This window comes from Haladaptatus pallidirubidus, assembly GCF_020700235.1.
Classification (GTDB): Archaea; Halobacteriota; Halobacteria; order Halobacteriales; family Haladaptataceae; genus Haladaptatus; species Haladaptatus pallidirubidus.
In genome coordinates, this window is record NZ_CP085301.1 from 1,329,314 (window position 1) to 1,345,654 (window position 16,341).

Annotated in this window: 12 protein-coding genes and 1 pseudogene; 6 read left to right on the plus strand and 7 right to left on the minus strand. The window is 60.4% G+C overall.

Annotation, left to right across the window (positions count from 1 at the left end; genetic code table 11):
• Nucleotides 1–58: 58 nt before the first annotated feature.
• Nucleotides 59–1,267: a glycoside hydrolase 5 family protein gene (locus LIX15_RS07390; RefSeq protein WP_227776839.1), complete on the minus strand. Its 1,209-nt coding sequence runs from the start codon at nt 1,265–1,267 to the stop codon at nt 59–61.
• A gap of 216 nt (nt 1,268–1,483) precedes the next feature.
• Between LIX15_RS07390 and LIX15_RS33130 the strand changes: the two are divergent.
• The 4 genes and pseudogenes from LIX15_RS33130 to LIX15_RS07415 all read left to right on the plus strand — a co-directional run bounded on the left by LIX15_RS33130 (nt 1,484) and on the right by LIX15_RS07415 (nt 5,985).
• Nucleotides 1,484–2,065, plus strand: a pseudogene (locus LIX15_RS33130) (metal-dependent hydrolase).
• A 375-nt stretch (nt 2,066–2,440) separates the two neighbouring features.
• Nucleotides 2,441–2,605, plus strand: coding sequence for a hypothetical protein (locus tag LIX15_RS07405; RefSeq protein WP_227776842.1), 165 nt, complete (start codon nt 2,441–2,443; stop codon nt 2,603–2,605).
• A 113-nt stretch (nt 2,606–2,718) separates the two neighbouring features.
• A complete protein-coding gene (locus LIX15_RS07410) occupies nt 2,719–5,082 on the plus strand; it encodes a cation:proton antiporter domain-containing protein (protein WP_227776843.1) in 2,364 nt (787 codons plus the stop codon).
• A 138-nt stretch (nt 5,083–5,220) separates the two neighbouring features.
• Nucleotides 5,221–5,985, plus strand: coding sequence for a cytochrome b family protein (locus LIX15_RS07415; RefSeq protein WP_227776844.1), 765 nt, complete (start codon nt 5,221–5,223; stop codon nt 5,983–5,985).
• A 49-nt stretch (nt 5,986–6,034) separates the two neighbouring features.
• Here LIX15_RS07415 and LIX15_RS07420 read toward each other — a convergent pair whose 3' ends face one another.
• From LIX15_RS07420 to LIX15_RS07440, 5 genes are all read right to left on the minus strand, one after another.
• Nucleotides 6,035–6,856 (minus strand): maleate cis-trans isomerase family protein, encoded by an 822-nt coding sequence (locus LIX15_RS07420; protein WP_227776845.1) that lies wholly within the window; start codon nt 6,854–6,856, stop codon nt 6,035–6,037.
• Between the two features lie 28 nt (nt 6,857–6,884).
• A complete protein-coding gene (locus LIX15_RS07425) occupies nt 6,885–8,513 on the minus strand; it encodes a hydantoinase B/oxoprolinase family protein (RefSeq protein ID WP_227776846.1) in 1,629 nt (542 codons plus the stop codon).
• The gene (locus tag LIX15_RS07430) at nt 8,510–10,516 is read right to left on the minus strand and encodes a hydantoinase/oxoprolinase family protein (RefSeq protein ID WP_227776847.1); all 2,007 of its coding nucleotides are present in this window, start codon (nt 10,514–10,516) and stop codon (nt 8,510–8,512) included. The genes LIX15_RS07425 and LIX15_RS07430 overlap by 4 nt, the downstream gene beginning before the upstream one ends.
• Nucleotides 10,517–11,734 carry an Nramp family divalent metal transporter gene (locus tag LIX15_RS07435; RefSeq protein WP_227776848.1) on the minus strand — a complete coding sequence of 406 codons (1,218 nt, stop codon included), beginning with the start codon at nt 11,732–11,734 and terminating at the stop codon, nt 10,517–10,519. It lies immediately after the preceding gene.
• Nucleotides 11,735–11,911: 177 nt separating this feature from the next.
• Nucleotides 11,912–12,460 carry a ribbon-helix-helix protein, CopG family gene (locus LIX15_RS07440; protein WP_227776849.1) on the minus strand — a complete coding sequence of 183 codons (549 nt, stop codon included), beginning with the start codon at nt 12,458–12,460 and terminating at the stop codon, nt 11,912–11,914.
• A 299-nt stretch (nt 12,461–12,759) separates the two neighbouring features.
• Here LIX15_RS07440 and LIX15_RS33135 point away from each other — a divergent pair, with 299 nt between their 5' ends.
• Together LIX15_RS33135 and LIX15_RS07450 are read left to right on the plus strand one after the other, a co-directional pair.
• Nucleotides 12,760–14,010 (plus strand): DUF2238 domain-containing protein, encoded by a 1,251-nt coding sequence (locus LIX15_RS33135; RefSeq protein ID WP_345410776.1) that lies wholly within the window; start codon nt 12,760–12,762, stop codon nt 14,008–14,010.
• A 90-nt stretch (nt 14,011–14,100) separates the two neighbouring features.
• Nucleotides 14,101–14,700 carry an HdeD family acid-resistance protein gene (locus tag LIX15_RS07450; RefSeq protein ID WP_227776850.1) on the plus strand — a complete coding sequence of 200 codons (600 nt, stop codon included), beginning with the start codon at nt 14,101–14,103 and terminating at the stop codon, nt 14,698–14,700.
• A 29-nt stretch (nt 14,701–14,729) separates the two neighbouring features.
• On the opposite strand, the gene LIX15_RS07455 is transcribed toward LIX15_RS07450, so the two are convergent.
• Entirely contained in the window at nt 14,730–16,271 is a 1,542-nt protein-coding gene (locus tag LIX15_RS07455) for a flippase (RefSeq protein WP_227776851.1), read from the minus strand.
• Nucleotides 16,272–16,341: the final 70 nt, after the last annotated feature.

Consider the following 16,341-nt stretch of genomic DNA (forward strand, 5'->3'; position numbering starts at 1 on the left):
TAGCCGCCATTCGAGTTGCTTTCGTCACTCGGGTCGTTTCGTTATTTAAGATATTTCTTTACTCGGGCTGTTCCTCTCCGGGTGCCTGCTCCGCTTTTTTCTTGATGATATCCGCCCAATCCGGGTACTCCTTCCGCTCTTCGCCCTCGTACTCGGGGTCGCCGGACATGGCCTTGATACTGCTCGCATCGTCCAAATCCCACACTGCGCCATCTTCGTGAAACAATCCGTTGAGAACGCCGTGTTCGCGGAGGTAGAGCGAGAACGCCGGTTTAACCATAAGCGACCAGAAGAAGTTCCCAATGCCGGATCGTTGAATCGTCGGCGCGAGTGAGGCATAGTCGGGAACCGCGGCCTCGCCAGACACCTCCGCGAAGAATGTATCGCCGGGACGGATTCGCTGCCACTCGGAAAGCCACACCGGGGCACCGATCTTGTCCTGAATGTGGTTCGCCTGCCGCAACACGCCCTCATAGAGGTCTGTCGTCCGGGCGAAGTTGTAGTGGAACTGGAGGATGTCCATCCCCCATTCGAGATAGTCGGCGTTGTTCGCCAAACTGGTCGAACCCATCGAAAGCGGGAGTTCGCCCTGATATAGGGTGAGCGTTTTTGACATCTGCCGGAAAAACCGAATGTCTTTCTCATTCCAACCGGGTTCGTTAGTCAGTTCGATGGCCAGCAGTCGCTCGTCGTTGCGATAGCGCTCCATGAACTCGACAATAAAATCGCGCGGATCGTCCCACAGTGATTTGCTCGCCATAGTTCTCGTCGAGGGTGAGAACGCCTGCACCGCGGTTCGCGGATCGTCGTTGATGAGATTTTCGTAGGTAGGTTCGCGCCCTACGCTGTCGAACAGGCCGAGCAGCACGCGCATGCCATAGCTGTCGGCGGTGGAAAGGAAGTGTTCGAGCGCCTCCCAGTGCTCGTCGGGATGTTCGAGCCAGTATTCGTAGCTCATCCACGTCCGAATGGCGTTTAAGTTGACGCTGTCGGCGTAACCCAAATCCCGTTCGATGATTTCGGGGTCGTAATCCCGCCACATCTGATATCGATTGAACGCCCGTGCGGGGATGTAAATAGCGCCGCGAACGTCCACTGGCGCGTCGGTTTCCGGCGGGAGGTTGACCGCGACGTGACGATTCTTCTGGTTTCCGGTTCGGTTCGAAGTGGAGGTCCCGAATATCGTACTTCCGGTGATTGTCGGGAGTCCGCCAGCACTCGCACCGACACCGGCGAGAAACTGACGGCGACCAACTCGTCTGCTCATACCTTGCGTTCACGCTCGAAGATGAACAAACTGTCCCTCGGTGACGGCTCCCTCGGGTTGAATCGATGAAATCTGTGTGGTCGTGACACACCGGAGTGTAACCGACATCACAACGGCGCGGAATACTTTCTCGTCTCGAAATCTATATTGTACCGCCGGAAGAGATATTCCAAACAGTCGGAACAAGTATCACTGCTCAATTCGTTCGATTTTCGCATGGTTGATGTAAGTGGGCATTTTGGGATGGCACTGTTGTTCGCCGGGCCAGCGTGGATCGTTTGGGGTCGGCGTGGGGCACTCGGATTTACGGCCTTCGCGCTGGTGACGGCGATGCTTCCGGACATGGATTTGCCCCTTCGGCACGTTCTTCTGGTCTCTCACCACGGTATCACGCACACGCTGTTGTTCGTCGGAATCGTAAGTATCCTCGGCGGAGCGGCCAACGCGCGCATTCTCACCGCACCGTTGAACGCAAATCGGTGGATACGAGCACCGATATTCCGCCCGAAACGGTATTCGTTTTCGTAACCAGTGGTCTCCTCACGGGCGGTATCAGCCACATCTTTGCGGACCTGCTTTCGGCACCCGACATCGCCGCCCGCTGTCGCCGTTCTGGCCGGTGTACAGCGACCCCGTCATCATCGACGTTATCTACTTGATTCGCCGTTCTGGAACTTCGGACTGCTCGCGGTGGCCATCGGGATACACTTTGTTCTCGCTGGAAATCGACGATACCCGCTCGACACGTGCTACCGACTGGGGGTTCCTGATGACGTCCCGAACATTCGCACGATTTAGGACGAACGTAACCCATTCATTTCGTTCATCGACGGTTCGCGTGCGTCGCAACCGGTATCGCGTTTCACCCATCAAATCCCCATTTTTCGCCGTCTTAGCTGGTTTCTAACCCGTTTCGACTGTTCGTGAACCGAAAACGGTCGATGGTGCTGATAAGGCCTGCCAGTACATACACGAGTGCGCCGATCCCGGCGCAAGAGAAACGAAACGACACACGACGCGAGAGAAACGAAACGACACACGACGCGAGAGAAACGGCGAAACAAAGCGACACAGTACGACAATGCGATTCGTCCGAGTTAGGAATTTGAGTCATCCGACCTGCCGACCTGAACTGCCGCAAAAACAGTCTCTTCCCCCCTTCGGCCTTCCACCATGAAAGTTACGCCACAGTTGCTCAAAGAATTGCTCACGATTGTCACTATGCTTACGACGTTCGTCAACACGATGACAGAGATGGCACATATCACGAACACGCGAATCGTCATCGTCGTTCTGCTGGCCTGCCTCCTCGGATTGACCTTGTTGATGCGAGAGTGAGTAACGAGTGAACGGCCGATGACGCACGAGCGAGAAAATCGAGCACCATCGACCGTCATGCCCACAAGAGTATTTCAGTCAGGTTGTCGAATAGGGTATCGGGAGGGGTGTCAGTGCTTATCATCGATTCGAGTAGCGTCGTTCCACCGCTCGCAGGCCACGAGCTGCTCTTTCTGTTCGGGCAGTTGTTCATTCTCCTATTCACGGCCCGCGTTCTTGGCGAAGTAGCTAGATACTTCGATTTTCCGTCGGTGTTGGGCGAACTGCTCGCGGGTATTGTCCTCGGACCGTCAATACTCGGAGCGCTCTTTCCGGGTCTTTTCGTAGCGTTGTTTCCGCCCAACCCAGCGCAGTATCACCTGATCGAAGCGGTTTCGTGGCTCGGGCTGCTCATGCTGTTGGTCGTCACCGGCTTCGAAACCGACCTCGACCTCATCGCCAGTCGGGCCCGCAGAGCCACCTCGATTGCGAGCGCGAGCATCGTTGTCCCGTTCGTCCTCGGATTCGGTATCGCGTGGGTGCTTCCGTCGACGTTCCTCACGGCGGACGGAAACCGGTTCGTGTTCAGCCTCTTCATCGCGACCGCGCTCTCCATCTCCGCGATTCCCGTCATCGCAAAAATTCTCCTCGACCTCGGTATCATCGAGCGCGAAATCAGCCAGTTGACCATCGCCTCGGGGATGATAAATGACACTGTCGGCTGGATTCTCCTCGCCGTCGTCGCCGGACTCGCGCGCGGCACCGAGGAAACGGCGATAACGACCGCGGGGACGACGATTATCTCCCTCGCTATTTTCCTCCTGTTGTCGTTTACCGTCGGCCTCCGCCTCGTTTCCCGCCTCATTCGCTGGGTCGATAGCACGTTCAACAGCGACCTCTCGCTCGTCACGACGGTTATGATTCTCGCGCTGGGCGTCGGGACGCTTACGCACGCGCTCAGGCTGGAGGCCGTCCTCGGCGCGTTCGTCGTCGGCGTTCTCGTCGGGCGGGTGAATCGGTTCGACCAAGGGGTTCGTCACGTCTTCGAAGTCATCACGCTGGGTATCTTCGCCCCAATATTTTTCGCCACGGCGGGACTCCGCGTCGATTTGACGGCCCTCACGACGCCGTCGATACTGCTCGTCTGTGCCGTCGTGTTAGCCGTCGCCATCGCCGGAAAGTTCATCGGCGCGTTCGTCGGTGCGCGCGGTGCTGGACTGTCGAACTGGGAAGGCATCGCAATCGGGGCGGGATTGAACGCCCGCGGTGCGCTGGAAATCATCGTCGCAACCGTCGGCCTCAGCCTCGGCGTGTTAACCGAGACGATGTATACGATAATCGTCGTCATCGCCATCGTTACTTCGCTGTTCGCGCCGCCGATTCTCCGCTTCGCCATCGATCACATCGAACTTTCGGGCGAAGAAGAGCGACGGTTACAGCGCAAACAACGAGATGAACAGAGCTTTTTGGGGTCGGTCTCGCGTGTCCTGCTCCCGACGCGCTGTAGCGTCCACGCCCAACTCGCCGCACAGTTGCTGGGGCACATCGGCCGAAATCGAGATATTGAAGTGACGAACATGTACGTCGTCGGCGCGAGCGAATCGAAAGGTAGTTCGATAGTCAGCCGAATACGCCGACGCCTCTCCAAACACGGTTCGAATACGCCCGATCCGCGGAGTAATGGTGGCTCCTCGGCTAGAAATCACACCGAAAACGCCGTCGCAGAGAACTGTCTCGACATCGCCACGCAACAGCTATCGCTTTCCGAGGAGATGGTTCACAATCGCGTTCGTCCCAGACGGGGGCCAGTCGGCGAGACCGTCACCCAGGAACTCCACCGAGGATACGACTTCTTGGTGCTCGGGATGGGAACCGAGAATGGCGAAGCCGGCCGCGAAACAAGAGACGGTGGAATGAAAACGGAGAATGGCGAAACGGGTCGTAGACCCGGGGATGGCAACGGACGACCGCTGTTCGACCTCGGTATCGAAGACGTGCTTCAAGCGACATCGACGCCCGTTATGGCCGTGAACGCCAACGTCGATAGCGGAAACGGGCCGCTCGACTCGGTTCCGATTCGACGAATTCTCGTCCCAACGGTCGGAACCGAATTCAGCCGTCACGCCGCCGAAATCGCCTTCGAAATCGCGCTCGACTGCAACGCATTGGTGGAAGTCGTGCACGTCATCGACCTCAGGCGACTCCAAGAACTGTTCGTCGGCGAGGCGGACGTGTCCGAGGCGGTCGAAATCGGCACTGAAATCGCCGATCGAGAAGCGATGCTCGGTCGGCAACTCGGTGCGAACGTGCTGACCGACGTGCTTATGGACGACCATCCGGAGCGCGCGATAATCAACCGAGCGACGACGAACGAGGTCGACCTCATCGTTCTCGGAAGCGAACTCCGGTCGCTCTCACAGCGCGCGTTTTTCGGCTATCACGTCGAATACGTGCTGAAAAATGCGCCCTGCTCGGTCGCGGTGGTAAGCTCCCGGTAGGACGCGAAACATTCGGCCGGAACGTTTCGGTCATCACCGTCGAGATTGAGATAATCGTTCCGCGAAGGGCATTTCTCGAAAAGATTCATACGCGAACAGCGACTCAAATCTAGTGCGAACTGAATGGGGGATGTTAGCATGGAGGATTCAAACGACACGGATGACGCACTTCGCACAGATGGTTCAATCATCGTTCCGCCGGACGATGAATCACCAACGTGGCTCGAACGCAAGCAACGAACGCAGGGACTAGCTCGCCTAACCTACGAATATTTCGAGCACGCGCGCTACGAAGACCAGCAGTTGCGACAGGACTCCAGCTACGTCGAGCGTGACGTGCTGGCGTTTCCGACGTGGCCCCACGAGATGATTCGCAACCTCTCCATCGTGAGCTTTTTCGTCGGAATGATTCTGTTTCTCTCCGCGACGCTTCCGCCTCATCTCGGCCCACCGGCCGACCCGAGTTCGACGCCGCTCATCATCCTTCCCGACTGGTATCTGTACTGGTCGTTCGGCCTGCTAAAACTCGGGCCGCTGAACCCGGAGCTCACCGTCCTCGGCGGGGATAAGCTGATGGCCGACCGAACCTACGGCGTCATCGCGAACATCGTCGTCGTCGGCGTCATCGCCATCGTCCCGTTCCTGAACAAAGGAAGCGCCCGGCGACCGGTCGAAGAGCCGTTCTGGGCCGCGGTCGGCGTGTTCGGCGTTATTTTCGCCATCACGATTAGCGCCTTCGCGGTACAGAACCTCGTCCCCATCGACGCGAACTTGCTCTTCGACCTCACGATGCTCCTTCCGTTCGTCGGCGGGCTCATGACCTACGCGATTCTCAAATCGATGCGCGAGGGATACATGTTCGAACTCAACCGACGCTACTACCGACTGCGCCCACCGAAGTGAGCGCGGTCGGGCGGTATCGTTGGAAAACCGACGGAAACCGAGCCTCCGCTCAGTCGATGGTACCCAAACGACCCGGCGCGCCTCCGGCGACGCCGGGTCGCCGAAGCGCGTCCCAGAGCGTCGCTTGATTGCTCGTTACGACCGGAATTCCGAGGTCGGCTTCGAGCGCTTCTATCGACGGAAACGTCCGGTAGTTCGTGCAGGAGACGAACACGGCGTCTACGGAGTCGGCGAGCGGTTTCGAATCGCCTGCCGACTCCGACTTCGAGTTCGAAGTCGGTTCAGAATCTGATTTTGAACTCGACTCCGACCGGGAACTCGAATCCGAATTTAGTTCGAGTTCCGAAACGACTTTCCGAACCTGTCGGTAGGTGTCTTCGGGTCGCAGCGTCCCGATTCCGATGTTCGCCTCGATTCCGCGTCCGTCCAGTTCGACCACGTCGAATCCGGCGTCGTTCAAGTACGATTCCTCGCGGTCGTTCAGTTCGTCGGTGTACGGCGTCACGACCGCGATTCGTTCGGCGTCGAGCGCCCGCAGCGCGCGTTTGACCGACAGCGCGGTGGCGACCGCGGGCACTTCCGCCGTCTCCGACAGCGACCGTTCGAGGTCGCCGTCGAATCCGCTTCCGTGCAGGAGGCTTCCGGTCGTGCAGGCGTAGGCCACCACGTCCACGTTCGCGTGGGCGAGTCGCTCCGCGCAGGCGACCGCATCGTCCGCCATCGAATCCAGCTCCGCCACGGTCACCGATTCGAGGGGCATCCGGGCCGCGTGAAGGCTCACGCCGTCGGGGAGCGCCCGCCGAAACTCGCCTTCGACGGTCGTGTTCGAGGACGGGACGACGACGCCGAGACGGGCGCGCCAGCCGAACATTATCGCCACCTCCGTTCCCGATTTTCGCTCATTCGTCCCGCTCCATTTTTTCGTCCTTACGGTCGCGTTCGATCTCCGCCGGGTCGCGTTCGTCGGCGAATCCGTGGCCGCCGCCGCCCGGCGTGGCGACGGTAATCGTCGTCCCGGAAGATACGTCGCGCGTCGTCTTCGCCGGAACGAGTTCGCCCGAAATGCGGTTCTCGCCCGGCTCGCCGTCCTCTCCGCCCGCGATGCCTCGCGGAGCGACTCGACGGCGTTCGGTCAGCAGGGACACCGTTGCGTCCGCTTCGACCGTAACGGAACGAACGACGCCGAGGCCGCCCCGGTGTTCGCCGCGCCCGCCGCTGTTTTCGCGGAGCCCGTACTCCTCCACGAACAGCGGATATTCGGCTTCGAGCGCCTCGACCGGCGTGTTCAGCGTGTTGGTCATCCCGACCTGCACGCCGTCCATGCCGTCCTTCGTCGGCCTGCCGCCGAATCCACCGGCGATGGTTTCGTAATAGGTAAAGCCGTCGTCGCCGCCGCCCCGACTTCCGATGGTGAGGTTGTTCATCGTTCCCTGCCCCTGCGCGGGAACGCGATCGGGTGCCGCCTCCGCGAACGCGGTGAACACCACGTCGGTTACGCGCTGGCTGGTTTCGACGTTGCCGCCGACGACCGCCGCGGGAGGCCGGGGATTCAGCAGCGACCTCTCGGGAACAGACACTGAAATCGGGTCGTAACAGCCCTGATTCGGCGGAATTTCCGGGTCGGTCACGCACCGGATGACGAAGTACACCGCGCTTTTGGCGACCGCCAGCGGCGCGTTCACGTTTCCGGCGACCTGTTCCGCGGTTCCGGCGAAATCGACCTCGATTCGGTCGCCGTCGACCGTCACCGACACCTCGATTGGAATCTCATCGTCCGTGACGCCGTCGCCCTCCATCACGTCGCGGGCGCGGAACTCCCCGTCCGGCAGGTCGGCGAGTTCCGCGCTGATGCGTTCGCGTGAGTAGTTCATCACCGCGTCGAAGGCAGAGACGACGCGGGTTTCGCCGTGTTCTTCCACGAGGTCGCCGAGTCGCTCTTCCGCCCGTTCGTTGGCCGCGATTTGCGCGCGGATGTCCGCCTTGCGTTCGCCGGGATTCCGGACGTTCGCGAGCAGGAGGTTCATCACGTCGTCGTTCACGTCGCCGCCCGTTACAAGTCGAACCGGCGGCAGTCGGATTCCCTCTTGATAGATTTCCCGCGCTCCGGCGGGCATGCTTCCAGGGGTCATCCCGCCCACGTCGGCGTGGTGCGCGCGGGAACCCGCGTAGCCGAGAATCTCACCGTCGATAGAAACCGGTGATACCATCGTCACGTCGGGGAGGTGGGTTCCGCCTTCGAACGGGTCGTTTAGCACGAACACGTCGCCGGGTTCCGGGTCGTACGAAAGCACCGTCGTCACCGCCGCGGGCATCGCACCAAGGTGAACCGGGATGTGTTCGGCCTGCGCGACGAGTCGCCCCTCGGCGTCGAAGAGGGCCGTGGAGCAGTCTCGGCGCTCCTTGATGTTCGGCGAGTACGACGACGTGATGAGCACGTGGCCCATCTCCTCGGCGACGCTCTCGAACTGATTGCGCATGATTTCGAGCGTCACCGGGTCGATGTCCGCCGCCGATTCAGTTCCGCTCATTCTCCATCACCTCCCGACAGCACGAGCGTTCCATCCGCTTGCACCGTTCCCGTCCACGCCGGGGGGACGACGACGGTGCTTTCTTTCTGTTCGAGAATTGCGGGACCTTCGACCGTTCGACCCTCACCGAGTCCGACCCGGTCGAAAACCGGCGTCTCGTGGCGCTGATCGCCGAAAAAGACCTCTCGGGATCCCTTTCTGGCTTCGCCCGCGGTTCGGTAGGAGACGGCGGGCGATTCGCGTTCGACGACCGCCGTCGCTCGCAGATTCACGAGTTCTATCGGATCGTCCATCGTGTAGCCGTAGGCGTTTTCGTGCGCCTCACGGAATCGCTCCGCGACCGCCTCGGCGTCGAACGATTCTCCGGCGGAAACCGTGAGTTCGAAGCTCTGGCCCACGTATCGTAGATCCGCCGCCCGACGAACCGCCGCGGTCTCGGGCTTTTCCACGTCGGAAAGCACGTCGTCCGTGAGTTCGTCGTAGGTCGATTCGACCGAATCCAGTGTGATTCCAGAAAGCTGGCTTCGCAGTGTTTTGACCGAATCGTGTTTCTCGTCCGCGGCGAGGAGGCCGTAGGCCGACAGCACGCCGCAGGCGTGGGGGACGACGACCGAGCTCATGTCGAGACTTTCAGCGAGCGCGGCGGCGTGCATCGGTCCTGCGCCGCCGAACGCGACGAGGCCGAACCCGCGCGGGTCGTGACCGCGTTCGACAGTCACGGCCCGAATCGCTCGCGTCATGTTCGCGTTTGCGACCCGGAAGACGCCGCGCGCGGCGTCGAGCGCGCTTTCGAGTCCCGCCTCGTCAGCGAGTCGGGAGAGGGCGTCGTGGGCAGCCTGCACGTCCAGTTCGAGCTCGCCGCCGAGAGCCGAACTCCCGCCGATGTAGCCGAGGACGACGTTCGCGTCGGTGACCGTGGGTTTTGTTCCACCGCGCCCGTAGCAGGCCGGGCCGGGGTTCGCGCCGGACGACTGCGGGCCGACCCGGAGCGCGTTTCCGGCGTCAATCCACGCGATTGAACCTCCGCCAGCGCCGACCGTGTTCACGTCGACCATCGGGGTTTTGATCGGTCGGCCGTTGATTTCGGCGTTCGTCGTTCGCTCGACCTCGCCGTCCCGGACGAGGCTCACGTCGCTCGACGTGCCGCCCATGTCGAAGGTGACCAATCCGTCGAGATTGCTCTGGTTCGCCGTTTCCGCCGCGCCGACGACGCCCCCGGCGGGACCCGACATCGTCGTCGTCACCGCGTGTTCGCGGACGGTTTTCGCCGGGGCGATGCCGCCGTTCGCCTGCATGATTCGCGGCACCGGCACGCCGAGGGTTTCGGCGCGCTCCTCCAACCGACCGATGTAGGCGTCGATGGCCGGAGTGACGTAGGCGTCCACGACCGTCGTCGATGTTCGTTCGTACTCACGGAACTCCGCGAGCACTTCGTGCGACGCGGAGACGGGAACGTCGAGTTCCTCGCGGAGGGTGTCGGCAACCAACTGCTCGTTTTCCGGATGCTGATAGGCGTGTAGAAGGGCGACTGCGACGCTTTCCGCGCCGCAGTCGCGGATGCGTTTCGCGACCTTTCGAATCTCGTTTTCGTCGGGCGAAGCCCGAACCCCGCCGATTGCGGTTCGCTCCGCGACTTCGAACCTGCGCCGCCGCGGAACGAGCGGCGCGGGTTTGTCCGCGTTCACGTCGTACAGGTCGGGGCGGGCCTGTCGCCCGATTTCCAGCACGTCGCGGAAGCCCTCGGTGGTCACGAGGGCCGTTTTCGCCCCGTTCTCTTCGAGCAGGGCGTTGACGGAAACCGTCATCGCGTGGGTGAAGGCGTCTACGTCGCTCGGGTCGATTCCGGCCTCCTCGCAGGCTTTTTCGATACCGGAAATGACGCCGACGCTCTGGTCGTCCGTGCTCGGAACTTTCGCCGTCACGAGTTCGTCGTCGGGCGGAAGGAGAACCACGTCCGTGAACGTTCCGCCAACGTCCACGCCGACGCGGGTGTTCCCGGCCATTCAGAACACCCCCAAACTCTGCGCAACGCCGTAGAGTGATCGGAATCCGAGCCAAACGACGACGAGCGTGACGACCACGCCGATGACGTTCTGGGCGGTGCTGTTCACGTACTCCCCGAGAATGTCGCGGTCGTTCATCACGTAGATGAGGAAGAGTGCGACGATGGGAAGAAGGATTCCGTTTGCGACCTGCGCGAAGACGATTGCCTGCACGGGCTGGAAACCGAGGGCGGAAAAGACGATGCCGACGAGCAGAATCGAACCCCAGACGGCGCGGAACTTCGTCGATTTGAGGTCGGTGTCCCAACCGAGCGCCCCGGCGGTGGCGTAGGCTCCGGCCAGCGGCGCGGTCGTCGCGCTCGTGAACCCGGCGGCAAATAGGCCGATGCTGAATAGAACGGTCGCCTGCGTCCCCGCGAGCGGTTCTATCTGTTCCGCCATCGTACTCACGTCGCTGATTTCGGTGCCGACGGGGAACACCGCCGCGGCGGTGACGAGGATGGCGATGGTAATTACGCCGCCGATGAGAATCGAGAGTATCGTGTCGGCGCGCGATTCCGGCAACTCGTCCGGCCCGGCCCACCGCTCTTGGACGCTCCCGGCGTGCAAGAAGAGGTTGTAGCCGACGACGGTGGTTCCGATGAGACCCGTAATGAGGAAGACGGAGCCCTCCGGAACGCTGGGGACGAATCCCATCGCCAGCGCGCCGAGGTCGGGGCCGATGATTATTGCGTTGGCGACGAACGCGACGGCCATGAGCGCCACGAGGCCGACGAGGGACTTCTCGATGAGTTTGTACCGACCGGTCCACAGCAGTACGCCGGCGCAGATTCCCATCAGCGGTCCCCAAACGTTCGCGCTGACACCCGTGATTCCGGCGAGCCCGGCGGCCCCGCCGAGGATGTTCCCGGTTTCGTAGGCCGCGGTTCCGACTCCGATTGCGCTCACAACGAGTGCGATGCTGACCGTCGAGAAAACGGGGTTGTCGAACTGGTCTTTGAGTGCCTCGCCGAGTCCGTTTCGCGATACGACGCCGAGACGGGCGCTCATCTCCTGCAACACGATGGTTGCGACGATTGAAAACACGATGGTCCAGACGAGGGCGTAGCCGAACTCCGCACCCGTTACGCTCGCGGTCGTCACGGTTCCAGGGCCGATGAACGCCGCCGCGACCATCGCGCCAGGGCCGATGGATTGTATCCTATCTATAATGTTCATGGTTGTTGACGTGCTATGTCGCCACAACCCATGGTTTGAACTTAAAACCCTCCTAAGAATGCCGTGTACTGCTTTCTACGCTACTGTGTGGTTGTTATGAAGTAGTATGAAACCGTATGTGGTGTTCACACGGTACCAAATTTTTCCCCCTTCCTTTCTCTCGTTCAAACTCCCCTCTCAGTCGTCTCGAATTTCCGTAATAAGCACCTTCGAAACCCCTTCCTCTACTTCCAGTTCGAACGGCAGCCGGGCCGTGCTCAACTCGATGAATCGCATCATGAACCATTTCACCGATTCGGTCGGGAAGACGACGTGGTAGGTGTCGCCCTCCGTCGCGCGAACGGTCAAAAATCCGCACAGCGACAGCCAATCGAGCAGTTCGCCGAGGCTGTCGAACCGGCGTTCGTACTCGCGAGCGTGGTATTCGGACACTTGGTCGGCCAGCTCGAGAAAATCGGAATTCGGTTCGCCCGTCTCGTCCTCCACGTAGTCCAGAAAACAGTGGAGAAAATCCACGTCGAGCAGAACGTGTTCGCCGCTCGATAGCATCTGGTGGTAGGCTTCCAGATTTTCCCCGGCGTCCGCCGTCGCGGCGTCGTAGTTCGCCGCGTAGAATGTGAGCGCCTGCCTGACGAGTTCGCTCTGGGCCTTGCCGGTCCGATTGACGAGGTTGTCGAGCGCCGTCTGTGCGTCGTCGTCAAGCGACACCGTAATGCGGTTCGTCATCTTGTCTCTACCTCTGGCGAGGAAGGTTATCGTTCTGTCCCCTTTTTCGAACTCGCGTTGAATTTTCGTACTGTTCCAGTGTTGATGCCGTTCGTTTCGCGCTACCGAGACTGGCTCTTTCTGGTAGGACTTTGAAGTAACCGAAGAGAAGCCGATAATATCACACTGTCCGCCACCAGGTGTCTCTCTCCTTTATTCCCAGCGCAAATATTTCGGACGTGTAACATCCACTGTCCGACGCACCGAGCCGGTTTCCACCACACTTCACATTTTAGCCGCTCCCCGGCGTATCCCCTTCCATGCCCGGGGCGGAGACGACCGACGGAAACTCCACGCAACGAAACCGAAACGCGCTGCTCGCGTGGGTTCTCGTCGCAAGCATGGCCATCGCAATTCTCACCAGCGCGCTCCGCGGCGATTACCTGTGGGCGGGATTCGGCGTCACGTCGATTCTCGTTGCGCTGATTCCGACGTTTGCCTTTCGCCGACCGACCGCGATGGTTCCGTGGGAATCGCTCCTCGCGGTTTCGCTCGGTCTCATCAGCGTCCCGCTCGGTTCGTTACTTCCGCGCTCACTCGCGACGTTCGTCGCCGTCGCCGGACTGGCGCTCGTGCTGGCCGTCGAGTTGGATACGTTCACTGCAGTCGAACTTTCGCCGTTCTTTGCGGTGTTGTTCGTCGTCGTCGCGACGATGGCCAGCGCGGGAGTGTGGGCCGTCGTGCAGTGGGTCGCTGACAGCACGCTCGGCACGCAAAACCTCCGAAGTCTCAACGACGTGATGTGGTCGCTTCTCGCGGCGACGGGGGCGGGCGTCATCGCCGGGGTTGTGTTCGCCGCGTACTTCCGACGCGTCGATACCGCGCGGTTCGGCTTCCGACCCCGCGACGGACGAAAGCAAGGAGAGGAGACGACGGCCGTAGGCGCGACCGACGGCCGGAACCTCTCCGAAACCCGCCAGCGACGGATCGTTCGGGGGTTCCAACTCGTCCTCATCGGCGTCCTGCTCTTCGGCCTATTCGAGCTGAACGTCGGCATTATCGTCAACACGGTGGTCGCGCTCGCACTGACCGAGGTTCCGGCCGTGCTCGAACGAAACTACGGCCTCCCGATGGATACGCGACTGACGCTCTGGATAGTCGTTCCCGTATTTTTGCACGCAATCGGGACGGTCGGCCTGTACCAGTCGATCGGCTTGTGGGATCAGTTAACTCACGCACTCTCGTCGTCGCTCGTTGCGGCGGCGGGCTACACGGTTGTTCGCGCGCTCGACGTTCACGCGGACTCCATCTACCTCCCCGCGGAGTTCATGTTCGTCTTCATCCTGCTTTTCACGCTGGCGTTCGGCGTTCTGTGGGAATTGCTGGAGTTCGGACTCGATGGGGTTGCGTCGATGACCGGAACCGAAAGCGTCCTCGCGCAGTATTCGCTCGACAACACGATGTTCGATTTGGTGTTCGACACCGTCGGCGGCGTCATCGTCGCAGTTTGGGGGGCGAGATACCTCTCGAACGTCTCCGATGCGCTCGCGTCGGAGACGTTCGATTCGTGACGAATTCGCGCCTTCCATCTGCAAATACCGCCATCCTGCCACTGCTGTTATACTCATCCGTGTTGCATGAGTGTCGGGGGAGAAATCGAAATGAGTACCGTCAGTACGCGGGACGATGAGGAGATAGCGAACACAGTACAGGACACGTGGCGACTGCTCATGGGCGTCGGCGTCGTGCTCACCGTCGTCGGATTGGCGGCCATTTTCACGCCGCTGTTTACCGGTATCGCGCTGTCGTTCTTGCTCGGAGCGTATCTTGTCCTCGGAGGTGTTGCACACTTCGTTCACGCCTTTTCCGGACGGGGATGGACGGGAGTTATCGGCCAGACGATTTTGGCGCTCGTTTTCGTCGTGGCCGGTATCGCGTTCCTGTTGAATCCTCTCGTCGGACTGTCGGCGTTGACTCTGCTGCTAATCACCTTTTTCCTCGTGGAAGGGCTGGTAGAAATTGGTATGGGACTCCGCCTGCGTCCGGCGCGGGGCTGGCTCTGGGTCGTCGTCAGCGGCGTCGTTTCGCTGGCCGTGGCGCTGTTCGTCTGGCTAGAGTATCCGAGCTCCGCCCTGTGGGCGGTCGGACTTTTGTTCGGTGTCGGCCTCTTAACGAGCGGTCTGTCGATAGTTGCAACTGCGATGGGTGGACGAGCGGTTGCGAAGGAGGCGGTCGGCGAAAAAGTCGGGGAGGTGGGGTAGTCAGTTTTCGCTTCGGATCGTCCGATTCCTTAGGTCGGAAGATTATCCGCGAAGAAGTCCCGGTCTTCCTGCTCGATTCCGAGGAGGTACAGCACACCGGCGAACGCGGCGAGCCCGAGGACGCCGCCGACGGCACCGTGAATGAATGCGACGACCGCGTTGGAACCCAGTCCAGTAACGTAGCCTTCGAGAACCGTTTTCGTGCCGACCATTACGGCCGCCGAGATGGCCCCGGCAAACACCGGTTTGAAGTACCGTCTGGAGTAGGGAAACAGCCGTTCCGTGTACCAGACTTGGATGATTCGAAGAGCGTTGATGGAGACGATGGTGGTCGCAGTTGCGATTGCGGCACCGATGAGTCCGAACTGCTGAATGAGCAGGTAGTTCATGACGACGTTACAGACGCCGAGTAGCCATTGATTGACGAGCGTGAGATAGTGGTGGTCGGTCATCATCAGCACGTATCCGGACGGCCCGACGCTCGCGTTCGCGAATTGGGCGACGACCAACAACAGCAAGACGGACGTTCCTTCCTGTGCGAACGAGTCGCTGAACAGAACCAGCAGTTCGTGCGCGTAGATGGTCGCACCGATTGCCGGGAACAGTCCCAGTGTAAACGTCCAGCGGGTGATTCGACGGTACAACGATTCGAGGTCGTCCATCTTCCCGTTGTTGTATAATCGGGATGCGATGGGAGGAAACAGTTGGCTGAACGCGCTCAGGGGAAGGAGGAGTATTCCTGCGAGGACGGTAGCAATCTTGTAAATACCCACCGCGTCTTGGGTCGTGATGTACGCTCCCGCTAAAAATCCGACCATCAGCAGGTCAACCTTGCTTGCAAGAACCTGCCCGGTTTGAGTGGCGGTGAGCGGCAGTGAAAAGTCGTAAAACTCGACCAGTTCCTTCCGTGATGCGCCGAGTTTCGGTTTGAGGCCAGCTTTCTCTACTATCAGCCACACGGCAAGACAGAACACGATGACCGTAGCGACGACCGTCGCGGCCACCGTTCCGATGACGGCGAATCCGAGCAGAAGCGCGACGCTGACGCCGACGACGCGGAGGAGTGGCGTCAGGATGTTCCGGATAAAGACTTGATACTCCGGCATTTCGAGACTCTTGAAGAGGCTCCCGAAACAGCTAATGAGCGTATCGAGGGGGAGGAGAAACGCGAATACGCGCAGAACATCGGTGAAGTACGGTTGGTACTCCGGGTCGACGAACTGCGTAATCCACGGGGCAGCTATGTAGATTCCCACCCCGACGGTGACTCCACCGACCAGCGAGGTTAGATAGGAGAGTCCGAGCATTCGCCGACGTTTCAGCGGGTCGTCGTTGTACTTTGGAACGAACTTCATGATGGCTTGGTTCGTCCCGAGATTGGTGAACACCTGTGCGAAGGTTAGAATAACCAGCCCAAGCGTGTAGACACTGAACAGCATCCCGCCGAGTCCCCGAACGAGCACCCAGTTCAGCAGGAATCGAAGGCCGTTGTCGAGACCCTTTCCGGCCATGAAAAAAGACGCACCGCGAGAAACGGATTGGAGCGATGAGTCCGACGATTGGTCAGCCATTATCTTAGAGTAGGGCTATACGATTAGAGCCGATTATCTTTTGCGCTTTTATCCCTGTATGCGAGCACAT

Bases quoted from the DNA above. Each gene is read 5' to 3' on its own strand.
- LIX15_RS07440 (WP_227776849.1), bottom strand. From the start codon at position 12,460: ATGACGAACCGCATTACGGTGTCGCTTGACGACGACGCACAGACGGCG.
- LIX15_RS07415 (WP_227776844.1), top strand. From the start codon at position 5,221: ATGGAGGATTCAAACGACACGGATGACGCACTTCGCACAGATGGTTCA.
- LIX15_RS07425 (WP_227776846.1), bottom strand. From the start codon at position 8,513: ATGAGCGGAACTGAATCGGCGGCGGACATCGACCCGGTGACGCTCGAA.
- LIX15_RS33135 (WP_345410776.1), top strand. From the start codon at position 12,760: ATGCCCGGGGCGGAGACGACCGACGGAAACTCCACGCAACGAAACCGA.
- LIX15_RS07390 (WP_227776839.1), bottom strand. From the start codon at position 1,267: ATGAGCAGACGAGTTGGTCGCCGTCAGTTTCTCGCCGGTGTCGGTGCG.
- LIX15_RS07420 (WP_227776845.1), bottom strand. From the start codon at position 6,856: ATGTTCGGCTGGCGCGCCCGTCTCGGCGTCGTCGTCCCGTCCTCGAAC.
- LIX15_RS07430 (WP_227776847.1), bottom strand. From the start codon at position 10,516: ATGGCCGGGAACACCCGCGTCGGCGTGGACGTTGGCGGAACGTTCACG.
- LIX15_RS07435 (WP_227776848.1), bottom strand. From the start codon at position 11,734: ATGAACATTATAGATAGGATACAATCCATCGGCCCTGGCGCGATGGTC.
- LIX15_RS07405 (WP_227776842.1), top strand. From the start codon at position 2,441: ATGAAAGTTACGCCACAGTTGCTCAAAGAATTGCTCACGATTGTCACT.
- LIX15_RS07455 (WP_227776851.1), bottom strand. From the start codon at position 16,271: ATGGCTGACCAATCGTCGGACTCATCGCTCCAATCCGTTTCTCGCGGT.
- LIX15_RS07450 (WP_227776850.1), top strand. From the start codon at position 14,101: ATGAGTACCGTCAGTACGCGGGACGATGAGGAGATAGCGAACACAGTA.